The 18,538-nt window shown below is 69.0% G+C and carries 16 protein-coding genes; 15 read left to right on the top strand and 1 reads right to left on the bottom strand.

Going from position 1 to position 18,538, the window contains the following annotated elements:
* Nucleotides 1-30: 30 nt before the first annotated feature.
* From ABL312_RS03310 to idi, 14 genes are all read left to right on the top strand, one after another.
* Entirely contained in the window at nt 31-1,329 is a 1,299-nt protein-coding gene (locus tag ABL312_RS03310) for a ferredoxin:protochlorophyllide reductase (ATP-dependent) subunit N (RefSeq protein WP_349361331.1), read from the top strand.
* A gap of 3 nt (nt 1,330-1,332) precedes the next feature.
* Nucleotides 1,333-2,949 carry a ferredoxin:protochlorophyllide reductase (ATP-dependent) subunit B gene (gene bchB / locus ABL312_RS03315; protein ID WP_349359957.1) on the top strand — a complete coding sequence of 539 codons (1,617 nt, stop codon included), beginning with the start codon at nt 1,333-1,335 and terminating at the stop codon, nt 2,947-2,949.
* The gene (locus ABL312_RS03320) at nt 2,924-6,682 is read left to right on the top strand and encodes a magnesium chelatase subunit H (RefSeq protein ID WP_349359958.1); all 3,759 of its coding nucleotides are present in this window, start codon (nt 2,924-2,926) and stop codon (nt 6,680-6,682) included. The genes bchB and ABL312_RS03320 overlap by 26 nt, the downstream gene beginning before the upstream one ends.
* Nucleotides 6,679-7,608 carry a ferredoxin:protochlorophyllide reductase (ATP-dependent) iron-sulfur ATP-binding protein gene (gene bchL / locus ABL312_RS03325; RefSeq protein ID WP_349359959.1) on the top strand — a complete coding sequence of 310 codons (930 nt, stop codon included), beginning with the start codon at nt 6,679-6,681 and terminating at the stop codon, nt 7,606-7,608. Before ABL312_RS03320 ends, bchL begins: the two co-directional genes overlap by 4 nt.
* A 40-nt stretch (nt 7,609-7,648) precedes the next feature.
* Nucleotides 7,649-8,365 (top strand): magnesium protoporphyrin IX methyltransferase, encoded by a 717-nt coding sequence (gene bchM, locus ABL312_RS03330; protein ID WP_349359960.1) that lies wholly within the window; start codon nt 7,649-7,651, stop codon nt 8,363-8,365.
* Nucleotides 8,362-9,804, top strand: a complete 1,443-nt coding sequence (locus ABL312_RS03335) for a BCD family MFS transporter (protein WP_349359961.1) — start codon at nt 8,362-8,364, stop codon at nt 9,802-9,804. Before bchM ends, ABL312_RS03335 begins: the two co-directional genes overlap by 4 nt.
* A 27-nt stretch (nt 9,805-9,831) precedes the next feature.
* On the top strand, nt 9,832-10,641 hold the full coding sequence (puhA, locus tag ABL312_RS03340) for a photosynthetic reaction center subunit H (protein ID WP_349359962.1): 810 nt from the start codon (nt 9,832-9,834) through the stop codon (nt 10,639-10,641).
* A complete protein-coding gene (gene puhB / locus ABL312_RS03345; RefSeq protein ID WP_349359963.1) occupies nt 10,638-11,333 on the top strand; it encodes a photosynthetic complex putative assembly protein PuhB in 696 nt (231 codons plus the stop codon). Before puhA ends, puhB begins: the two co-directional genes overlap by 4 nt.
* A 120-nt stretch (nt 11,334-11,453) precedes the next feature.
* Nucleotides 11,454-11,981 carry a photosynthetic complex assembly protein PuhC gene (gene puhC / locus ABL312_RS03350; protein ID WP_349359964.1) on the top strand — a complete coding sequence of 176 codons (528 nt, stop codon included), beginning with the start codon at nt 11,454-11,456 and terminating at the stop codon, nt 11,979-11,981.
* Between the two features lie 3 nt (nt 11,982-11,984).
* Nucleotides 11,985-12,290 carry a hypothetical protein gene (locus ABL312_RS03355; protein ID WP_349359965.1) on the top strand — a complete coding sequence of 102 codons (306 nt, stop codon included), beginning with the start codon at nt 11,985-11,987 and terminating at the stop codon, nt 12,288-12,290.
* On the top strand, nt 12,287-13,375 hold the full coding sequence (gene acsF / locus ABL312_RS03360) for a magnesium-protoporphyrin IX monomethyl ester (oxidative) cyclase (RefSeq protein WP_349359966.1): 1,089 nt from the start codon (nt 12,287-12,289) through the stop codon (nt 13,373-13,375). The genes ABL312_RS03355 and acsF overlap by 4 nt, the downstream gene beginning before the upstream one ends.
* Nucleotides 13,376-13,389: 14 nt before the next feature.
* Complete coding sequence (puhE, locus tag ABL312_RS03365) at nt 13,390-14,268, top strand: putative photosynthetic complex assembly protein PuhE (protein ID WP_349359967.1); 879 nt, start codon at nt 13,390-13,392, stop codon at nt 14,266-14,268.
* Nucleotides 14,259-15,476 (top strand): 5-aminolevulinate synthase, encoded by a 1,218-nt coding sequence (hemA, locus tag ABL312_RS03370; protein WP_349359968.1) that lies wholly within the window; start codon nt 14,259-14,261, stop codon nt 15,474-15,476. The genes puhE and hemA overlap by 10 nt, the downstream gene beginning before the upstream one ends.
* A 46-nt stretch (nt 15,477-15,522) precedes the next feature.
* Nucleotides 15,523-16,059, top strand: coding sequence for an isopentenyl-diphosphate delta-isomerase (gene idi / locus ABL312_RS03375; protein ID WP_349359969.1), 537 nt, complete (start codon nt 15,523-15,525; stop codon nt 16,057-16,059).
* Nucleotides 16,060-16,096: 37 nt separating this feature from the next.
* Here idi and ABL312_RS03380 read toward each other — a convergent pair whose 3' ends face one another.
* A complete protein-coding gene (locus tag ABL312_RS03380) occupies nt 16,097-17,494 on the bottom strand; it encodes a PLP-dependent aminotransferase family protein (protein WP_349359970.1) in 1,398 nt (465 codons plus the stop codon).
* Between the two features lie 75 nt (nt 17,495-17,569).
* On the opposite strand from ABL312_RS03380, the gene ABL312_RS03385 reads away from it, so the two are divergent.
* Nucleotides 17,570-18,505, top strand: a complete 936-nt coding sequence (locus ABL312_RS03385) for a DMT family transporter (protein WP_349359971.1) — start codon at nt 17,570-17,572, stop codon at nt 18,503-18,505.
* Nucleotides 18,506-18,538: the final 33 nt, after the last annotated feature.

The following is an 18,538-nucleotide window of genomic DNA, read 5'->3' on the forward strand; positions in this document are numbered from 1 at the left end:
CCGGCCCTCGATCCCGCCTCCGGTCCGGGCATGGCGACGGCCCCGGCCACTGGCCCTGGCAGTGCGGCGGCCTGCGGCACGGCGGCGGCCCCACTGCGCCAGCGCGGCCAGCACGAGGTCTTCTGCGGGCTCACCTCCATCATCTGGCTGCATCGCAAGGTGCAGGACGCCTTCTTCCTGATCGTCGGGTCGCGCACCTGCGCGCACCTGATGCAGTCGGCCGCCGGCGTGATGATCTTCGCCGAGCCGCGGTTCGCCACGGCGATCATCGACGAACGCGATCTCGCCGGCATGGCCGACGTCAACGACGAGCTCGACCGGGTGGTCGACCGGCTGCTCACGCGCCGGCCGGACATCAAGATGCTGGTGCTGGTCGGCTCCTGCCCGTCAGAGGTCATCAAGCTCGACCTGCCGCGCGCCGCGCAGCGGCTGCACCGGCTGCATGCCCCGCAAACGCGGGTGATCAGCTATTCGGGCAGCGGCATCGAGACCACTTTCACGCAAGGCGAGGACAATTTCGTCGCCGCCCTGGCCGCCGAGATGCCGCAGGCCCCGGCCGATGCGCCGCGCTCCCTGCTTGTCGTCGGCACGCTGGCCGACGTGGTGGAGGACCAGTTCCGCCGGATCTTTCAGGGGCTGGGGATCGAGCGGGTGGACTTCCTGCCGTCCCGGCATGGCGCGCATCTGCCCGAAATCGGCCCCAACACCCGCTTGCTGCTCGCCCAGCCCTGGCTGGGGGCGGCGACCAAGGCGCTCGAGTCCCGCGGGGGCCGGCGCATCGACGCACCGTTCCCGCTCGGGGAGGAGGGCACCACCAGGTGGCTTCGGGCGGCGGCGGAGGCGTTCGATGTGGAGCCCGCGCGGTTCGACGCGGTCACGCGGTCCGGGCGCGCCCGCGCCCGGGCCGCGCTCGACCACTACCGCGCGGATCTTGCGGACAAGCGGGTCTTCTTCTTTCCCGATTCGCAGATGGAGCCGGCGCTCGCCCGCTTTCTCCACGGCGAGCTCGGCGCCGAGATCGTCGAGGTCGGCACCCCCTATCTCCACCGCGCCCACATGCGCGCCGATCTGGAGGCGCTGCCCGCCAGCGTCACCATCAGCGAGGGCCAGGACGTCGACCGCCAGATCGACCGCTGCCACGCCGCCGATCCCGATCTGATCGTCTGCGGCATGGGGCTCGGCAATCCCCTCGAGGCGGAGGGACGCGCCACCAAGTGGTCCATCGAGCTCGTCTTCGCCCCGATCCAGGGCTACGAGCAGGCCGGAGACCTGGCCGAACTCTTCGCCCGTCCGCTGCGCCGGCGCGCCGCGCTCAAGGTGGAGGTCTAGGCCATGCAGCTTGCCATGTGGACATACGAGGGTCCCCCGCATGTCGGCGCGATGCGCATCGCCGCCTCGATGACCGGCCTGCACTACGTGCTGCACGCGCCGCAGGGCGACACCTATGCCGATCTCCTGTTCACCATGATCGAGCGGCGCAAGTCGCGCCCGCCGGTCACCTACACCACCTTCCAGGCCCGCGATCTCGGCAAGGACACGGCCGAGATCTTCAAGACCGCCTGCCGCGAGGCGGTGGAGCGTTTCGCTCCGCAGGCGGTGCTGGTCGGCGCCTCCTGCACGGCGGAACTGATCCAGGACGATCCGGGCGGGCTCGCCCGCACGCTCGGCCTCGACATTCCCGTCGTGCCGCTGGAACTCCCCTCCTACCAGAAGAAGGAGAACTGGGGCGCGGCCGAGACCTTCTACCGGCTGGTGCGGGGCCTTTGCGGCGGGCGCGAGGCGCCGGCGCGCGCGGCGGGCGGCGTGAAGCGCTGCAACATCCTCGGCCCCACCGCGCTCGGGTTTCGCAATCGCGACGACATCCGCGAGGTGACCGCGATCCTCGAAGCGCTCGGCGTGCCGGTCAATGTGATCGCGCCGCTCGGCGCCTCGCCGGCCGATCTCGCGCGCCTGCCCGAGGCGGATTTCAACATCGTGCTCTATCCCGAGATCGCGGACACCGCCGCGCGCTGGCTGGAGCGCAGCTTCAGGCAGCCGCGCACCGTGACCGTGCCGATCGGCGTGACCGCGACGCGGGCCTTCATCGAGGAAGTGGCCGGGCTTGCCGGCGTCGATCCCGCGCCGGTGCTGGCGTCCTCCGACGAGCGCCTGTCCTGGTACTCGCGCTCCATCGATTCCAACTATCTGACCGGCAAGCGGGTCTTCATCTTCGGCGATGCCACCCATGCGATCGCGGCGGCCCGTGTGTGCCGCGACGAACTCGGCTTCAAGGTCTGCGGGCTCGGCACCTATGCCCGCGAATTCGCCCGCGACCTGCGCGCGGCGGCGGCGGAGTATGACGTCGAGCCGCTGATCAGCGACGACCATTTGGAGGTCGAGGACGCGATCGCCGCCGCCCAGCCGGAACTGGTGCTTGGCACGCAGATGGAGCGCCATGTCGCCAAGCGGCTGCGGCTTCCCTGCGCCGTGATCTCCTCGCCCGTGCATGTGCAGGACTTTCCCGCGCGCTACTCGCCGCAGATGGGCTTCGAGGGCGCCAACGTGCTCTTCGACAGCTGGGTCCATCCGCTGATGATGGGGCTGGAGGAGCATCTGCTCGGCATGTTCCGCGAGGATTTCGAGTTCCACGACGAGGCCAGGGCCTCGCATCTCGCAGCGCTTGGCGGGGGCGGCAACGCGGCGCGGGACGCCGACCCGCAGGACGCCGCGCCGGCCGCCGCGCGCGCCACCGCACAGGATGCCGCCAACGACGCCGGGCAGGTGGCCGTCGCCGATGCCGTCAACGACCCGCTGTCCTGGACCGCGGATGCCGAGAAGGAATTGCGCAAGATCCCGTTCTTCGTGCGCGGCAAGGCGCGCAGGAACACCGAACGCTTCGCCGCCGAGCGGGGGCTGACACCGATAACCGTCGAGACGCTGTACGATGCAAAAGCATATTTCGGTCGCTAGCGACGCGGCGTTCGCGGATCTCGGGACCATTCCGGTTCGCGTCGTCATCGTCACCCTGGACAGCCACATGGACAGCACGGTCGAGCGGGCGCGCGCGATCCTGCGCAAGGAACTGCCCGGCCTCAGCCTGACGCTGCATGCGGTCGCCGAATGGAACGGCGATCCGGCCGCCGCCGAGCGGTGTCGGGAGGACATCGAACAGGGCGACATCATCATCGCCAACATGATGTTCCTGGAGGAGCACATCCGCCAGGTCGAGCCCTGGCTGAAGGCGCGGCGCGATGCCTGCGACTGCCTCGTGGGCTGCCTGTCGGCGGCGGAGATCGTCAAGCTGACGCGGATCGGCGATTTCGAGATGGACAAGCCGACCGGCGGCGCGCTCGGCCTGCTCAAGCGGCTGCGCGGCAAGAAGGACAAGTCCGGTTCGGCCAGCCGCGGCCAGATGAAGATGCTGCGCCAGCTGCCGCGCATCCTGAAGTTCATTCCCGGCAAGGCGCAGGACGTGCGCGCCTATTTCCTGACGCTGCAGTATCTGCTCGCCGGCTCCGACGAAAACGTCGTCAACCTGGTGCGCTATCTGGTGTCGCGCTATGCGGCCGGTCCGCGCGCGCCCCTGCGGGACGTCGTCGCGCCGCAGATGCCGATCCATTATCCCGACGTCGGCCTCTACCACCCGGCGCTGCCGGGCCGGGTGACCGAGCGTCTGGACGCCTATACGCGGGCGGCGGGCTCGCGGCGCGACGCGGCCACCGTCGGCGTGATCGTCATGCGCTCCTACGTGCTGTCCGACAACGCCGCGCATTACGACGGCGTGATGGCGGCCTTGGCCGCGCGCGGCCTCAATGTGATCACCGCCTTCGCCAGCGGCCTCGACGCGCGCCCGGCCATCGAGCGCTTCTTCATGAAGGACGGCAAGGCCTGCGTCGATTGCGTCGTCTCGCTCACCGGCTTCTCGCTCGTCGGCGGTCCGGCCTACAATGATGCACGGGCCGCGGAAGAGGCGCTCGCCGCCCTCGACGTGCCGTATCTTTCCGCTTTCGCCAGCGAGTTCCAGAGCCTCCAGCAATGGGGGCGCGGCGAACAGGGGCTGACGCCGGTCGAGACCACGATCATGGTGGCGCTGCCGGAGATCGACGGCGCAACCAATCCGATCCTCTACGGCGGGCGCAACGACGGCTCGGGCGCCTGCGACGGCTGCGACCGCCATTGCACCTTCGAGGACGCGGCTCCGGGGCGCGGGCGCGACATGCATTCCTGCCCGGAGCGGGCGGAGATGCTGGCGAGCCGTGTCGCCAGGCTCGCCGGCATGCGCCGCAAGGCCAAGGCGGAGCGCAAGCTCGCCATCGTGCTCTACAACTTCCCGCCCAACGGCGGGGCGACCGGGACGGCCGCCTATCTCGGCGTCTTCCGCTCGCTCCACAACACGCTGAAGGCGCTTCAGGCCGACGGCTACGCGGTGGAGCTGCCCGCCGATGCCGACGCGCTGCGTGAGGCGATCCTCGGCGGCAATGCCGAACGGCACGGCCAGCCGGCCAATGTGCACGCTCGCATCGACGCCGACACCCATGTGCGCCGCGAGCCCTGGCTGTCTGAAATCGAGGCGCAATGGGGCCCGGCGCCGGGCCGCCAGCAGAGCGACGGGCGCAACATCCTCGTGCTCGGCACGCAGTTCGGTAACGTCTTCGTCGGGGTGCAGCCCGCCTTCGGCTACGAGGGCGACCCGATGCGGCTCCTGTTCGAGCGCGGTTTCGCGCCGACCCATGCGTTTGCCGCCTTCTACCGCTATCTGAAGGAAGATTTCGACGCCGACGCCGTGCTGCATTTCGGCACGCATGGGGCGCTGGAATTCATGCCCGGCAAGCAGGCGGGGATGGCGGCCAACTGCTGGCCCGACCGGCTGATCGGCGCGCTGCCCAACATCTATCTCTACGCGGCGAACAATCCCTCCGAAGGCACCATCGCGCGGCGCCGGTCGGCGGCGACGCTGGTGAGCTACCGCACGCCGCCGATCTCCGAGGCCGGCCTCTACAAGGGGCTCGCCGACCTCAAGGCGACCATCGACCGCTGGCGCGGGCTGCCGCCGGAGGCGGAGAGCGAGCGGACCAATCTGGTCGAGACCATCCGCCAGCAGGCCGAGGCGCTCGATCTGATCGAGCCGGGCACGGCTGAGGCCGCAGACCTCGACGTGATCGCGCTGGCCGACCGGCTGCGCGACTTCGAGACCTCGCTTATTCCGCACGGCCTGCATGTCGTCGGCGACGTGCCGGACGACACGGTGCGCGCCGAACTTCTGGCCTCGGTCAACGCGGCGAGCGGCGAAGCGGCCCTGCCCGAGGATCTGGTCGCCGAGCTTGCCGCCGGGCGCGCCAAACGTCCCGCCGATCCGGCGATGGCCGACGCCTTCGACCGGCTGGCCCGGCTCGACGCCGATCTGAAGCGCGAAACGGAAGTGCCGGCGCTGCTGGCCGCGCTCGACGGGCGCTACATCCCGCCGGTGAGCGGCGGCGACATCCTGCGCTCGCCCGACATCGTGCCGACCGGGCGCAACATTCACGGCTTCGATCCCTTCCGCCTGCCGAGCCCCTTCGCGCTGACGGACGGCGCGGCCCAGGCGAACCGGCTGATCGCCCGTTTCCAGGCTGATCACGGGCGCATGCCGCGCCGCGTCGCCATGGTGCTGTGGGGCACGGACAACCTGAAGAGCGAGGGCGCGCCCGTCGCCCAGGCCCTGTCGCTGATCGGTGCCAGGCCGCGTTTCGACAGCTTCGGCCGGCTGGCCGGGGCGGATCTGATCCCGCTTGCCGATCTCGGGCGCCCGCGCATCGACGTGGTGATGACCCTGTCGGGCATTTTCCGCGATCTGCTGCCCTTGCAGACTCGGCTGCTCGCCGATGCCAGCCGGCAGGCCGCGCTCGTCGACGAGCTGGAGGCCGACAATCCGATCCGCGCCCATGCGCTCGCTCATGCGCAGGCCCATGGCGTGTCGCTCGAGGAAGCGGCGTTGCGCGTCTTCTCCAACGCCGCCGGCGCCTATGGGTCCAACGTCAACCTGCTGATCGACAGCGGCGCCTGGGACGACGCGGACGAGTTGGGCGCGACCTATACCAGCCGCAAGTGCTTTGCCTATGGCATCGACGGCCAGCCGGTGCAGCGTCCGGACCTGCTCGGCGAGATCCTCGAAGGGGTCGAGGCGGCCTATCAGAACATCGAATCCGTCGAGCTCGGGATCACCGCCATCGACCACTATTTCGACACGCTCGGCGGCATCAGCTCGGCGGTGAAGTCCTCGCGGGGCGACGCGATCCCCGTCTATGTCGGCGACCAGACGACCGGCGCGGGCAAGGTGCGCACGCTGGAGGAGCAGGTCGCGCTGGAGACCCGCACGCGGATGCTCAATCCCAAGTGGTACGAGGGCCTGCTCGCCCACGGCTACGAGGGCGTGCGCCAGATCGAGAGCCACGTCACCAACACGCTCGGCTGGTCGGCGACGACGGGCCAGGTGGCGCCCTGGGTCTACAAGCATCTCACCGAGACCTTCGTGCTCGACGCGGAGATGCGCCAGCGGCTCGCCGAATTGAACCCGAAGGCCAGCGTCAAGCTCGCGAACCGCCTGATCGAGGCCGGCGAGCGCGCCTATTGGCAACCCGACGAGGAAACCTGGGCCGCCCTGCGCGCGGCGGGAGATGAACTCGAAGACCGGCTCGAGGGCCTGACAGTGGAGTTTGCGGCATGAACCTCTATACGCACCCCAAGACCGCCGAGCGCGAGGCCCGCGCGCTGAAGAAGGCCAGCGGGCGCGAGGATGGCGACGGCAGCGTTCAGGTGCATCTCGACCCGGCCATGGAGATCGAGGGCGCCAAGGTCTTCGCGATCTACGGCAAGGGCGGGATCGGCAAGTCGACCACCTCGTCGAACCTGTCGGTCGCCTTTTCCAAGCTCGGCAAGCGCGTGCTGCAGATCGGCTGCGACCCGAAGCACGATTCCACCTTCACGCTGACCAAGTCGCTGATCCCGACCGTGATCGACATCCTCGAGGAGGTCGACTTCCACACCGAGGAACTGCGCTCGGAGGATTTTGTCTTCGAGGGCTTCAACGGCGTGCAATGCGTCGAGGCGGGCGGACCGCCGGCCGGCACCGGCTGCGGCGGCTATGTCGTAGGCCAGACGGTGAAGCTGCTGAAGGAGCATCACCTGCTGGAAGACACCGACGTGGTGCTGTTCGACGTGCTCGGCGACGTGGTGTGCGGCGGCTTCGCCTCGCCGCTGCAGCACGCCGAGCGCGCGCTGGTCGTCGCCGCCAACGACTTCGACAGCATCTTCGCGATGAACCGCATCGTCGCGGCCATCAAGGCCAAGTCGAAGAATTACGACGTGCGGCTCGGCGGCGTCATCGCCAACCGCTCGCGCGAGACCGACCAGATCGACCGTTTCAACGAGGCCATCGGGCTGCAGCGTCTGGCGCATATCGCGGACTCCGACGCCGTGCGCATCAGCCGTCTCAAGAAGTGCACGCTCTTCGAGATGGAGGAGACGCCGGAGGTCAAGGCGATCCAGAACGAATACCTGCAACTCGCCGAATACCTGCTGAGCGGATCGCAGGAGTTCGACGCGACCCCGATGAAGGATCGCGAGATCTTCGAGTTCCTGGGCTTCGAGTGAGAGGCCGGGTGAGTTGGGGACGAGTGGAGACAACCGGGCGATGAGCGATATCCTGCCGCACGCGAGCTACCTCCGCCGTCGGGGCGAGTTGCAGGTCTATTTCGACCGCACCGCCGTCGACGCCTGGAAGAAGTTCGCCAGCGACGAGCCGCTGGGGCGGATCCGCGCCACCGTGCGCGCGGGCCGCGACCGCATGCGCGCGACGCTTCTCTCCTATCTGCCCGAGGATCTCGCCGGCTGGCGCATTCTCGACGCCGGCTGCGGCGCGGGCCATCTGTCGCTGGAGCTTGCCCGGCGCGGCGCCGAGGTGCTCGGCGTCGATCTCTCGCCCGAGATGGTGCGTTTCGCCGCCGACCGGGCGGCCGGCGAGGGGGCGTTTGCCGCCCGCGTGCGCTTCGAGGCGGGCGACATGCTGAGCGCCGATCACGGCCGTTTCGACGCGGTGGTGGCGATGGATTCCCTCATCCACTACCGCAGCGAGGACACGCTGGCCGCGCTTGCCCGGCTGGGCGAGCGCACGGACGGCAAGATCCTCTTCACGCTCGCCCCGCGCACCCCGCTGCTGAGCGTCATGCACGGTGTCGGCCGCCTGTTTCCGCGCGGCGACCGGGCGCCGGCCATCGAGCCGGTCTCGCCCGTGAAGCTTGCCCGCCGCGTTCACCGCGATCCCCGGCTCGGCGGCTGGTCCGTCGGCCGGGACGCGCGCATCTCCAGCGGCTTCTACATCTCCCATGCCATGGAGGTGACCCGGCGATGAAGGCGAGTGCACTGGGCATGCGGCGCATGATCGGGGTCTGGCAGCGACTGGGCACCCGGTTCCTGCCCTTCGCGGATGCGGCCTCGCCGGATCTGCCGCTGAGCCGGCTGTTGCGCCTGTCGCTGTTCCAGGTCTCCGTCGGCATGGCGGCGGTGCTGCTGACCGGCACGCTCAACCGGGTGATGATCCTGGAGCTCGGCGTGCCGACGAGCCTCGTCGCGCTGATGGTGGCGATCCCGGTGCTCGCCGCGCCCTTCCGCGTGCTGATCGGGCATCGCTCCGACACCTATGTCTCCGCGCTCGGCTGGCGGCGGGTGCCCTACATCTGGTTCGGCACGCTGCTGCAGTTCGGCGGCCTCGCCTTCATGCCCTTCGCGCTGCTCCTGCTGCAATCGCAGACGCTGGGGCCCGAATGGGCCGGTCCGGTCGCCGCCGCCTTCGCCTTTCTGCTCACCGGCCTCGGCATGCACATGGCGCAGACCGCCGGTCTGGCGCTCGCCACCGATCTGGCCGCCGAACAGACGCGCCCGCGCGTCGTCGCGCTCGTCTATGTGATGCTGCTCGTCGGCATGATCGTCGCCTCGCTGGCCTTCGGCTGGCTGCTCGCCGACTTCTCGCCAATGCGCCTGATCCAGGTCGTGCAGGGCGCGGCGGTGGTGACGGTCGCGCTCAATGTCGTCGCCCTGTGGAAGCAGGAGGCGCGCCGCCCGCACGCCACCCGCGCCGGCCGCGCTGTGCAGGGCTTCGGCGAGGCCTTCGCCGCCTATCGCGGCAACGCGCAGGTGACGCGCTTTCTGGTCGGCGTTGGGCTCGGCTCGGCCGCCTTCAGCATGCAGGACGTGCTGCTCGAACCCTTCGGCGGCGAGATCCTGGGCCTCAGCGTCAGCCAGACGACCCTGCTCACCGCCATGTGGGCGGGCGGCACGCTGGCCGGCTTCGCGCTGGCCGGCCGTCTGCTGCACAGGGGCATGAACATGCACCGCATGGCCGCACTTGGCGCGCTCGTCGGCGTGTTCGCCTTCGCCGCCGTGATCTTTTCCGGCGCGCTGGGCTCCGCGACGCTGTTTCGCGCGGGCACGCTGGCGATCGGTTTCGGCGGCGGGCTCTTCGCCGTCGGCACCATGCTGGCGGCGATGGAACTGGCGGAGCGCACCGACGCGGGCTTCGCCATCGGGGCCTTTTCCGCCGTGCAGGCAACCGCCATCGGGCTCGGGCTCGCGATCGGCGGAGTGCTGCGCGACGTGGTCAACGCGGTGGCGGCGACGGGCGCGCTGGGCGAGGCGCTGCAGACGCCCTCGACCGGTTACGCCGTCGTCTACAACGTCGAAATCGTTTTGCTTTTCTTGAGTTTGGCCGTTCTCGGACCGCTTGCTGGCAAGCGCTTCGGGGGCGACCGCGACGGGCTCAGGCAGTTTGGCCTGGCCGATCTGCCGGGATGAGCCGGCACAGACAGAAGGAGGTCCGTCATGGGAACCGGATCGATCGTGGGTAGCATCGACGTCGCGCAGGTGACGTTATACGTGTTCTGGATCTTTTTCGCCGGACTGATCTGGTACATCCGCAAGGAGGACCGGCGCGAGGGCTATCCGCTGGAGAACGACGTCACCGGCGAATACAACAAGGACCCCTGGCTGTTCCTGGCCCAGCCGAAGACCTTCGTGCTGCCGCATGGCAATGGCACCGTGTCCTATCCCGACTACTCGCGCGACACGCGGCCCATTCCGGGCGAACGGCTGCTGCCGCGCTATCCCGGCTCGCCGATGCGCCCGACCGGCGATCCCATGAAGCTCGGCATCGGTCCGGGCTCCTGGGCCGAGCGCCCCGACCGCCCCGACCAGTGGCATGACGGCAAGCCGAAGATCGTGCCGCTGCGCGTCGCCGAGGGCTTCGACATCGCCGAGGGCGACAAGGACCCGCGCGGCATGCGCATCTTCGGGTGCGACAAGGCGCTGGCCGGCACCGTCGCCGAGGTGTGGGTCGACCGCATGGAGCAGATGATCCGCTATCTGGAGGTCGATCTCGGAACGACCGCGAGCGAGGGCGAGGGCGCCAGCGCCCGGCGCGTGCTCGTGCCCATGACCTTCTGCGTCTACAAGAAGGCGCGCGGGGCGGAGACGGTGGTCTATGTTCATGCGATCACCTCCGAGCAGTTCGCCGGCGTGCCGGCGCTGGCCAGCATGGAGCAGATCACGCTGCTGGAAGAAGAGAAGGTCACCGCCTACTTCGGCGCCGGCCAGCTCTACGCCACGCCCGAGCGCGCGGAGCCGCTGCTGTGAGCGCCGAGATCCACGAGGCACCGGAGCACGAGTTCGAACCCGTGCCCGGACTGCCGGAAACCTTGCCGGAGGGGGAGTTCATCCTCTGGCAGGGCCGCCCCGAGCATCGCCGCATCGCGCAGCGGATCCTCAAGAACCGCTGGATCGCCGGCTACTTCCTGGTGATCGTCGTCTGGGCGCTGGTCGCCGGCTACTACGACGACCGTCCGCTCGGCTACATCCTGTTCTCGGCCGGCGCGCTGACGGTGCTGGCGGCGATCGTGCTCGCCCTCGTCGAGGGCTTCGCCTGGGCGGTGGCCAAGACGACGCTCTACACGATCACCAATGCCCGCGTCGCCATGCGCATCGGCGCCGCCCTGTCGGTGACCTTCAACCTGCCGTTCTCGGAAATCGAGGCCGCCAGCGTCGACCGGCGCGCGGATGGCAGCGGCAACATCGCGCTGCGGCTCAGGCCCGACATCCGCCTGTCCTGGCTGGTGCTGTGGCCGCATGCCCGCGCCTGGCGGTTCAGCCGGCCCGAACCGACGCTGATCTGCCTGCCGAACGTCACCGAGGTGGCGACCCTGCTGGCGCGCGAGATGAGCCCGCATATGGCCACGGCCGAGGCGCGGCCGCAGGCCCGCAGCGATGCGGCACCGGCGCGCCCGCGCGGCGAGATGGCGGGACGCAAGACGGCCTCGGCGCTCGGCTGAGGCGACCCGGCCGCCCGCTGCGGGCGGCCGCGACGAAGGACGATGACCGCAAGCGCCCCATGGGGGTGCGGAAGCGACGTGAAGGAACCGGGACGTGAAGGAACTGGGAGGAACTGAACCGTGACCCTGCATGCAAATCCGCGACAGATGCGCCCCGGCGCCCGCGAGGCGGGGTCGGCGCGCGGGTCGGCCTTCCCCCGGCTGCCGCTCTTCGGCGCCATCGGCCTCGTCGTCTTCGCCATGGCCGCGACGCTCTTCGGCCAGACCACCGAGATCGGCACGGTGCGCAATGTGATCGGCACGCCGCTCGACATGCGCGACATCGTGTTTCTGGAGCATGCCGACGGGACGGTTGCCGTGGCGGACGCGAGCTCCGGCCAGGTCATCACCCGGCTGACGCAGGCCGACGGCGGCTTCGCGCGCGGCGCGCTGCCGGCGTTCAAGCGCATGCGGCTGGTGGAGGAGGCCGACCAGGGGCTGCCCTATCGCATCATCCGCTGGGACAGCGGCGCGGTGTCGGTCTCCGACACGGCGACCGGGGAGCGGATCTATCTCAACGCCTTCGGGCCGGACATCGTGGCGCAGTTCGAGGGTTTCCTCGCGCGCGACGCGGCGGCCGCGCGGGCCGTGAACACAGGGGAGGAGTGAGCCATGACGAAATCGGCGCTTTTCTGGCGCAGGCGCGAGGATGTGCCCTGCACGGTGGAGATCAACAACACCTTCGACGCGCTCGGCGCCCATGTGCGCTTCGACAATGGTGCGGTGGTCCATCCCGGTGACGAGGTGATGGTGCACGGCGCGCCGGTCGCGGTGCCCTACGGCGAATGCCAGAGCTTCCGCCGCACCGCCACGATCACCCGCGCAAGCCGTCTGGAGCGCGCCTGGACGCGGGCGACCGGCGACTTCGAATTCATGGAACTGTGCGAGTTCTCCTTCTCCGAAAGGGCCACGCTATGAACACCCACGTCGATCCCCTCAAGGAGCGCGCGCGCAAGGTCGAGGTCAACGACACGACGAAGGCGGCGCTTGAGTCCACCATGCTCAATCCGCGGTTCTACACCACGGATTTCGACGAACTCGACCGGGTCGACGTCAGCGGGGTGCGCGGCGAATGGGACGCGCTCATCGCCGAGCTGAAGCGCGATCCCAACAAGGGGCACTTCAAGCGCAACGAGGCGTGGGACGATCTCGACATCGAGAGCCTGTCGCCGGAGCTGCGCAAGGAGCTGGTCGATTTCCTCGTCAGCTCGCTGACGGCGGAGTTTTCCGGCTGCGTGCTCTACAAGGAAATGAAACGGCGCGGCACCAACGCCGAGATGTGCGAGCTCTTCGGCTACATGAGCCGCGACGAGAGCCGCCACGCGGGCTTCATCAACGATGCGCTGAAGGATTTCGGCATCGGCGTGAACATGGGCTTTCTCGCCAAGGCGAAGAAATACACCTACTTCAAGCCGAAGTTCATCTTCTATGCGACCTACCTGTCGGAGAAGATCGGCTATGCCCGCTACATCACCATCTACCGGCATCTGGAGCGCCATCCCGAGCGGCGCTTCCATCCGATCTTCAAGTGGTTCAAGGAGTGGTGCAACGACGAGTTCCGCCACGGCGAGGCTTTCTCGCTCTTGATGCGCGCCGACCCGAAGCTCCTTTCGGGGCGCAACGTCTACTGGATCAAGTTCTTCCTGCTGGCGGTCTTCGCGACCATGTATGTGCGCGATCATGCCCGCCCCGCCTTCCACGAGGCGCTTGGCGTCGACATCGAGGACTACGACATGCGGGTCTTCCGCATCACCTCCGAGATCTCGCGCCAGGTGTTCCCGCTGGTGCTCGATCTGGACAATCCGAAGCTGCTCAACGGCTTCCGCAAGCTGGAGCGGATCAACCGCCGCCTCAACGCGGCGGCCGAGCGCGGCGGGATCTCCGGCGCCATCGGCAAGGCGATCTGGGGCACGGCCGCCGCCGTCACCTTCGCCGGCGTCTACATGATCCCGACGAAGTCGAACGCCATTCCCGAGACGAGCCGTCTCGAGCCGGTCTGGTAAGGGAGGGACGGGCCGTGCTCGACCTTGCGATCGCGGGCGTGGTGGCGCTCGTCGTATGGTGGCTCGCCACCGGCGTCGTGATGTTCGCCGCCTGGCAGGGCGCGCAGCGGCAACGCCTGTTGCTGCTCGCCTTCGTCGGCGTCGCCATCCTCGGCTGCGCGGGGCTTTACGCGAGCGCGCGGATGGAAAGCGTGGCGGGAACCTATCTCGCCTTCCTGAGCGCGCTGGCCGTGTGGGCCTTTCTCGAGGCGACGTTCCTCTTCGGCATGGTCACCGGCCCGCGTCAGGCGCGCTGTCCGCGCGAGGCGCGCGGCCTGCAACGCTTCCGGCTCGCCTTTCTCGCCGTGCGCGATCACGAGTTCGCCCTCGTCGCCGGCGGTCTGGTGGTCGCCGCGCTCGTCTGGGGCGGGCCCAATCACGCGGGCCTGTGGACCTTCGCGCTTCTGTGGGTGATGCGCCTGTCGGCCAAGCTCAACATCTTCCTCGGCGCGCCGCGCGCGGCGAGCGTCTTGATCCCCAGGCAATTGCGCTATCTCACCAGCTACTTCCGCACCGACCGGGTGAGCTGGCTGCTGCCCGCGACGATCCTCGCGGCGGTGGTGCCCTTCGCGCTTCTGCTGCAGGCCGCCTTCGGCGCGGCGGATGTGCACCGGGCGGTGGCCTTCATGCTGCTGTCCACCTTTCTCGGCCTGGCGGTTCTGGAGCATGTGTTTCTGGTGCTGCCGGTGTCCGACGAACTGCTCTGGCTCTGGGCGGCGCGCGATCGGGCGCCCGCATCCGGCGCCGACGACCAGCCTGCACCCTTGCAGGACACGTCAAGATCCCCGACCGCCACGCCGCGCGCGCGGATCCGGCAATCACACCACAAGAGGGGGCTAACCTCATGGACATGAAGACTTATTTCGCGCAGGCGCTCGACGGTTTGCGCGAGGCCGGAAACTACCGCGTGTTCGCGGATCTGGAGCGCATCTCTGGCGATTTTCCCAAGGCCCGGCGCTACCGCGACGACGGCAGCGCCCATGAGGTGACGGTGTGGTGCTCCAACGACTATCTGGGAATGGGGCAAAGCCCGATCGTCACCCAGGCGATGAAGGACGCGATCGACCGCTGCGGCGCCGGCGCCGGCGGCACGCGCAACATCTCCGGCACCAACCACTATCACGTGACGCTGGAGGCCGAACTCGCCGACCTGCACGCCAAGGAAGACGCGCTGATCTTCACCTCCGGCTATGTGTCGAACTGGGCGGCACTCGGCACGCTGGGATCGAAGATCCCGGGCTGCATCGTCTATTCCGACGCGCTCAACCACGCCTCGATGATCGAGGGCATTCGCCATTCGCGCGCCGAAAAGCGGATCTGGAAGCACAATTGCCCGGAAGATCTCGACCGGATGCTGTCCCGCGACGATCCCGACCGGCCGAAGCTGGTGGCGTTTGAATCCGTCTACTCGATGGATGGCGACATCGCGCCGATCGCCGAGATCTGCGACGTGGCGGAAAAGCACGGCGCCATGACCTATCTCGACGAGGTGCATGGCGTCGGGCTCTACGGGCCGCGCGGCGGCGGCGTGGCCGAGCGCGAGGGGCTGATGGATCGCCTCACCGTGATCGAGGGCACGCTCGGCAAGGCCTTCGGCGTGATGGGCGGCTACATCGCGGCCGACCGCGATCTGTGCGACTTCGTGCGCTCCTTCGCCAGCGGCTTCATCTTCACCACCGCGCTGCCGCCCGCACTCGCGGCCGGGGCCATCGCCTCCATCCGCCACCTGAAGCAAAGCCGGCTGGAGCGGCGGCGCCAGGAGGACCGGGTGAACCGGCTGCGCATGCTGCTCGACCGCCGGGGCATTCCGCATATGCCCAATCCGAGCCACATCGTGCCGGTGATGGTCGGCAACGCCGCCAAGTGCAAGTGGATTTCCGACTTGCTCCTGGACGGCTACGGCATTTATGTCCAGCCGATCAACTATCCGACCGTGCCGGAGGGGACGGAGCGGCTGCGCTTCACGCCCTCGCCCCTGCACACGGACGACGACATCGACCGGCTCGTCGGCGCGCTGAACGACCTGTGGTCGCAATGCGCGCTCGCCCGCGCGGTGGCCTGAGAGCCGCCATGCCGCCGAGCCCCGGTCCAGACCGAGGGAGGACGTCATGACGACGGCCACCGACATTCTCATCCCCGGCATCGCCGGCGACGGATCGCTCTTTCCGATCGAGAAGCTGCGGGCGCATGAGGATGCGGTCTTTCATCTCGCGATCTCCGTCTTTCTGTTCGACGGTGACGCGCTTCTGATCCAGCAGCGGGCGCTGGACAAGTACCACTGCGGCGGACTGTGGGCGAACACCTGCTGTTCGCATCCCAACTGGAACGAGACGGTCGAGGCCTGCGCGCACCGCCGTCTCGGCGACGAGCTCGGCATTTCGGTGCCGCTGGAGCGCCGCCGCACGGTGGAATATTCCGCCGATGTGGGCGGCGGGCTCCACGAACACGAGCGGGTTACCATGTTCGTCGCCGAGGTGAACCGCGTGACGCTGCCGCTCGCTCCCAATCCGGACGAGGTGATGGCGACCCGTTGGGTCACGCCGGACGCGCTGTCGCGCGAGGTGATCTCGCATCCCGAGCGGTTCACGCCCTGGTTCCGGCTGTACCTTCAGCGCTATCCGGACCTGTCCTTCAACAGCTTGTAGAGGGGCCAGCCTGTAGAGCGGTTCGCCCCGCGGGCGCTCACAGAAACAGCGCGTCCGCCCGCGGCGGATGCGCCAGCAGTTCGGCAAGGCGGGTGAGGCCGGTCTCAAGGCGGGTCTCGTCCGCCTCGTGCCCGAGACTCAGCCGCGCGGCCGCCGGAGCCTCCACGCCGGCGGCGGCGAAATCGCGGGCATCCGACACGCGCACGCCGCGCGCCTCGGCGGCCGCGCGAAAGCCGCCCGCGCTCCAGCCCTCGGGTAGCCGCAGCCACGCATGCAGCCCTTGCGGATCGGCGCGCAGATCGAAGTTTCCGAGAAGGTCGCGCGCAAGAGCCTGACGCCGTTCGGCCGAGGCCCGTTGCTGTCGCAAAAGATGCGTCGCCGCGCCGCTCTCGATCAGCCGGGCCGCGATCTCGCTCATCAGGGGCGGCGTCATCCACACGCTGAGCACGACGGCGCGACGCACCGCCTCGGCGAGAGAGGCGGGCGCCTGCACGAAACCCACCCGCAAGCCCGGCGCCACGCATTTCGACAGGCTGGTGATATGGATCGTGCGCTCCGGCGCGAAGCGCGCGACCGGTGGCGGTCGGTCCTCTTTCAGCGGGGCGAAGACGTCGTCCTCCAGGATCAGCACGTCGTGGCGGCGGGCAATGTCTGTCAGCCGTTCCCGCCGGTCCGCCGACAGGGTGGCGGTGGTCGGCGATTGCAGCGTCGGCGTGAGATAGAGCAGACGCACCGTGCGCTCCCGGCACAGCCGTTCGAAGTCGTCCGGGCAAACCCCCTCGTCGTCCAGCGCCACCGGCCGGATGCGCAGGGCGAGCCGCTCCGCGATCACCCGCACCGGTGCGTATCCCAGCGCTTCGGTGAGGATCAGGTCGCCGGGCGACAGCAGCGCGGTCAGGGCGCAAAAGAGCCCGTGCTGCGCGCCGCTGGTCGTCACGATCTCGCTCGAGCGCGTGTCGAGCCCGCAGGCCTCCAGCCAGGCGCGGGCGGCCGTGGCGTGATGGCGCGGCGCGGCATCGCCGTCCTGATAATCGAGGAAGCCGCGCAGATCGGAACCGGCGCCGATCTCGCGCAGCACATCTGCCAGATGCGTGTCGGCGCGGCTCGGCGAGGGGAGGTTGCGCGACAGGTCGATGGGGCCATCCACGTCGCGTGCGAGGCTGGCCGGCGCCATGCGCGCGGAGCGCGCGGCCGGGTCCAGCACGAAGGTGCCGCGCCCCGTCTCGCCCCTCAGCAAGCCCCGCTGCGTGCCCTGCGCATAGGCGCGGCTGACGGTCTGCGCCGAGACGCCGAGCGCGAAGGCGAGCTCGCGATAGGGCGGCAGACGCGTTCCCGGCGCGAGACGCCCCGCTGCGACGTCGTCGGCAAGCGCGTCGACGATGCGCCGATAGGTCGGGCCGTTGCGGCCGTCGAGATTGGGCACCCAGATTGACATGAGATCAATATACCGCTTGCTCGCGTCATTTCAATTGATCAATTTGCGCATCAATCATATCAAATGGAGGCCTTCATGAAAGCTCCCGACACAAAGATCGGAATCGCCCTGGCGCTCGTCTGCCTGGGGTTGCTGGCGGTCATGCCGGTTCTGTCGAACGCCCGCGACCTGCGCGTCGAGGCGCTCGTCTTCGCCTTCGCGCTCTCGCTCTGGCAGGTCGTCTTCGCGGTGCCGCTGTTCGCCCGGGAAATGATGGGGACGCGCAAGGGCGTCTTCGCCGCCACCTGGGCGCCGGGCCGCAAGCGCCGCGCGCTGCTGATCGCCCTGCTGACGGGCGCGATGTTCGGCCTGTCCACCTATCTCTATGTGCTCGGCGCGGAAAAGGCCGGCGCGACGAACCTCGCGATCGCCATCCAGGCCTATCCGCTCTTCGCGATCCTGTGGGAGACGCTGTTTCTCGGCAAGCGCAAGACGCCGGTCGAACTGCTGATCACCGCGCTGCTCGTGGGAACGCTCGCCTTCCTCGCCACCGGCGGCACCTTGCGTCCGGACGCCCTGTCGCTGTGGTTTCTCGTCGCTCTCGGGGTGCCTTTCCTGTGGAGCGTGGCGCATGTGATCATTCGCCAGGAACTGACGCAGACGCCCGTGACGCCGGCCCAGGTGACCTTCTTCCGGGTCGCCATCTCGACCGTCTTTCTCGGTGTGATGCTACTTGCCGGCGGCGGCTTCGACGGCAGTGTCGCGCAGGCGCTCCTCGTCCCGCACGCCGTCGCTCTGGGCCTCGTCTATTATCTGGAGCTGATCGTCTGGTTCCACGCAGTGCGCCACATCGACGTGTCGCTCGCCAGTTCCATCACGGCGCCCTGGCCGGCGGTGACCATGGTGCTGGCGGCCGTGGTGCTCGGAGAGGCGGTGGAGCCCTATCAGATCGGCTCCTTCGTGGTGATCGTCGCCTGCATCTACGCCCTGACCCTCGCCAGCCTGCGCCGGTCGCGGCAATCGGCGGCCTGACTCTCCGGGACGCGTACCCTCCGGCAGGCCCAA

The organism is Stappia sp. (assembly GCF_040110915.1).
Classification (GTDB): Bacteria; Pseudomonadota; Alphaproteobacteria; order Rhizobiales; family Stappiaceae; genus Stappia.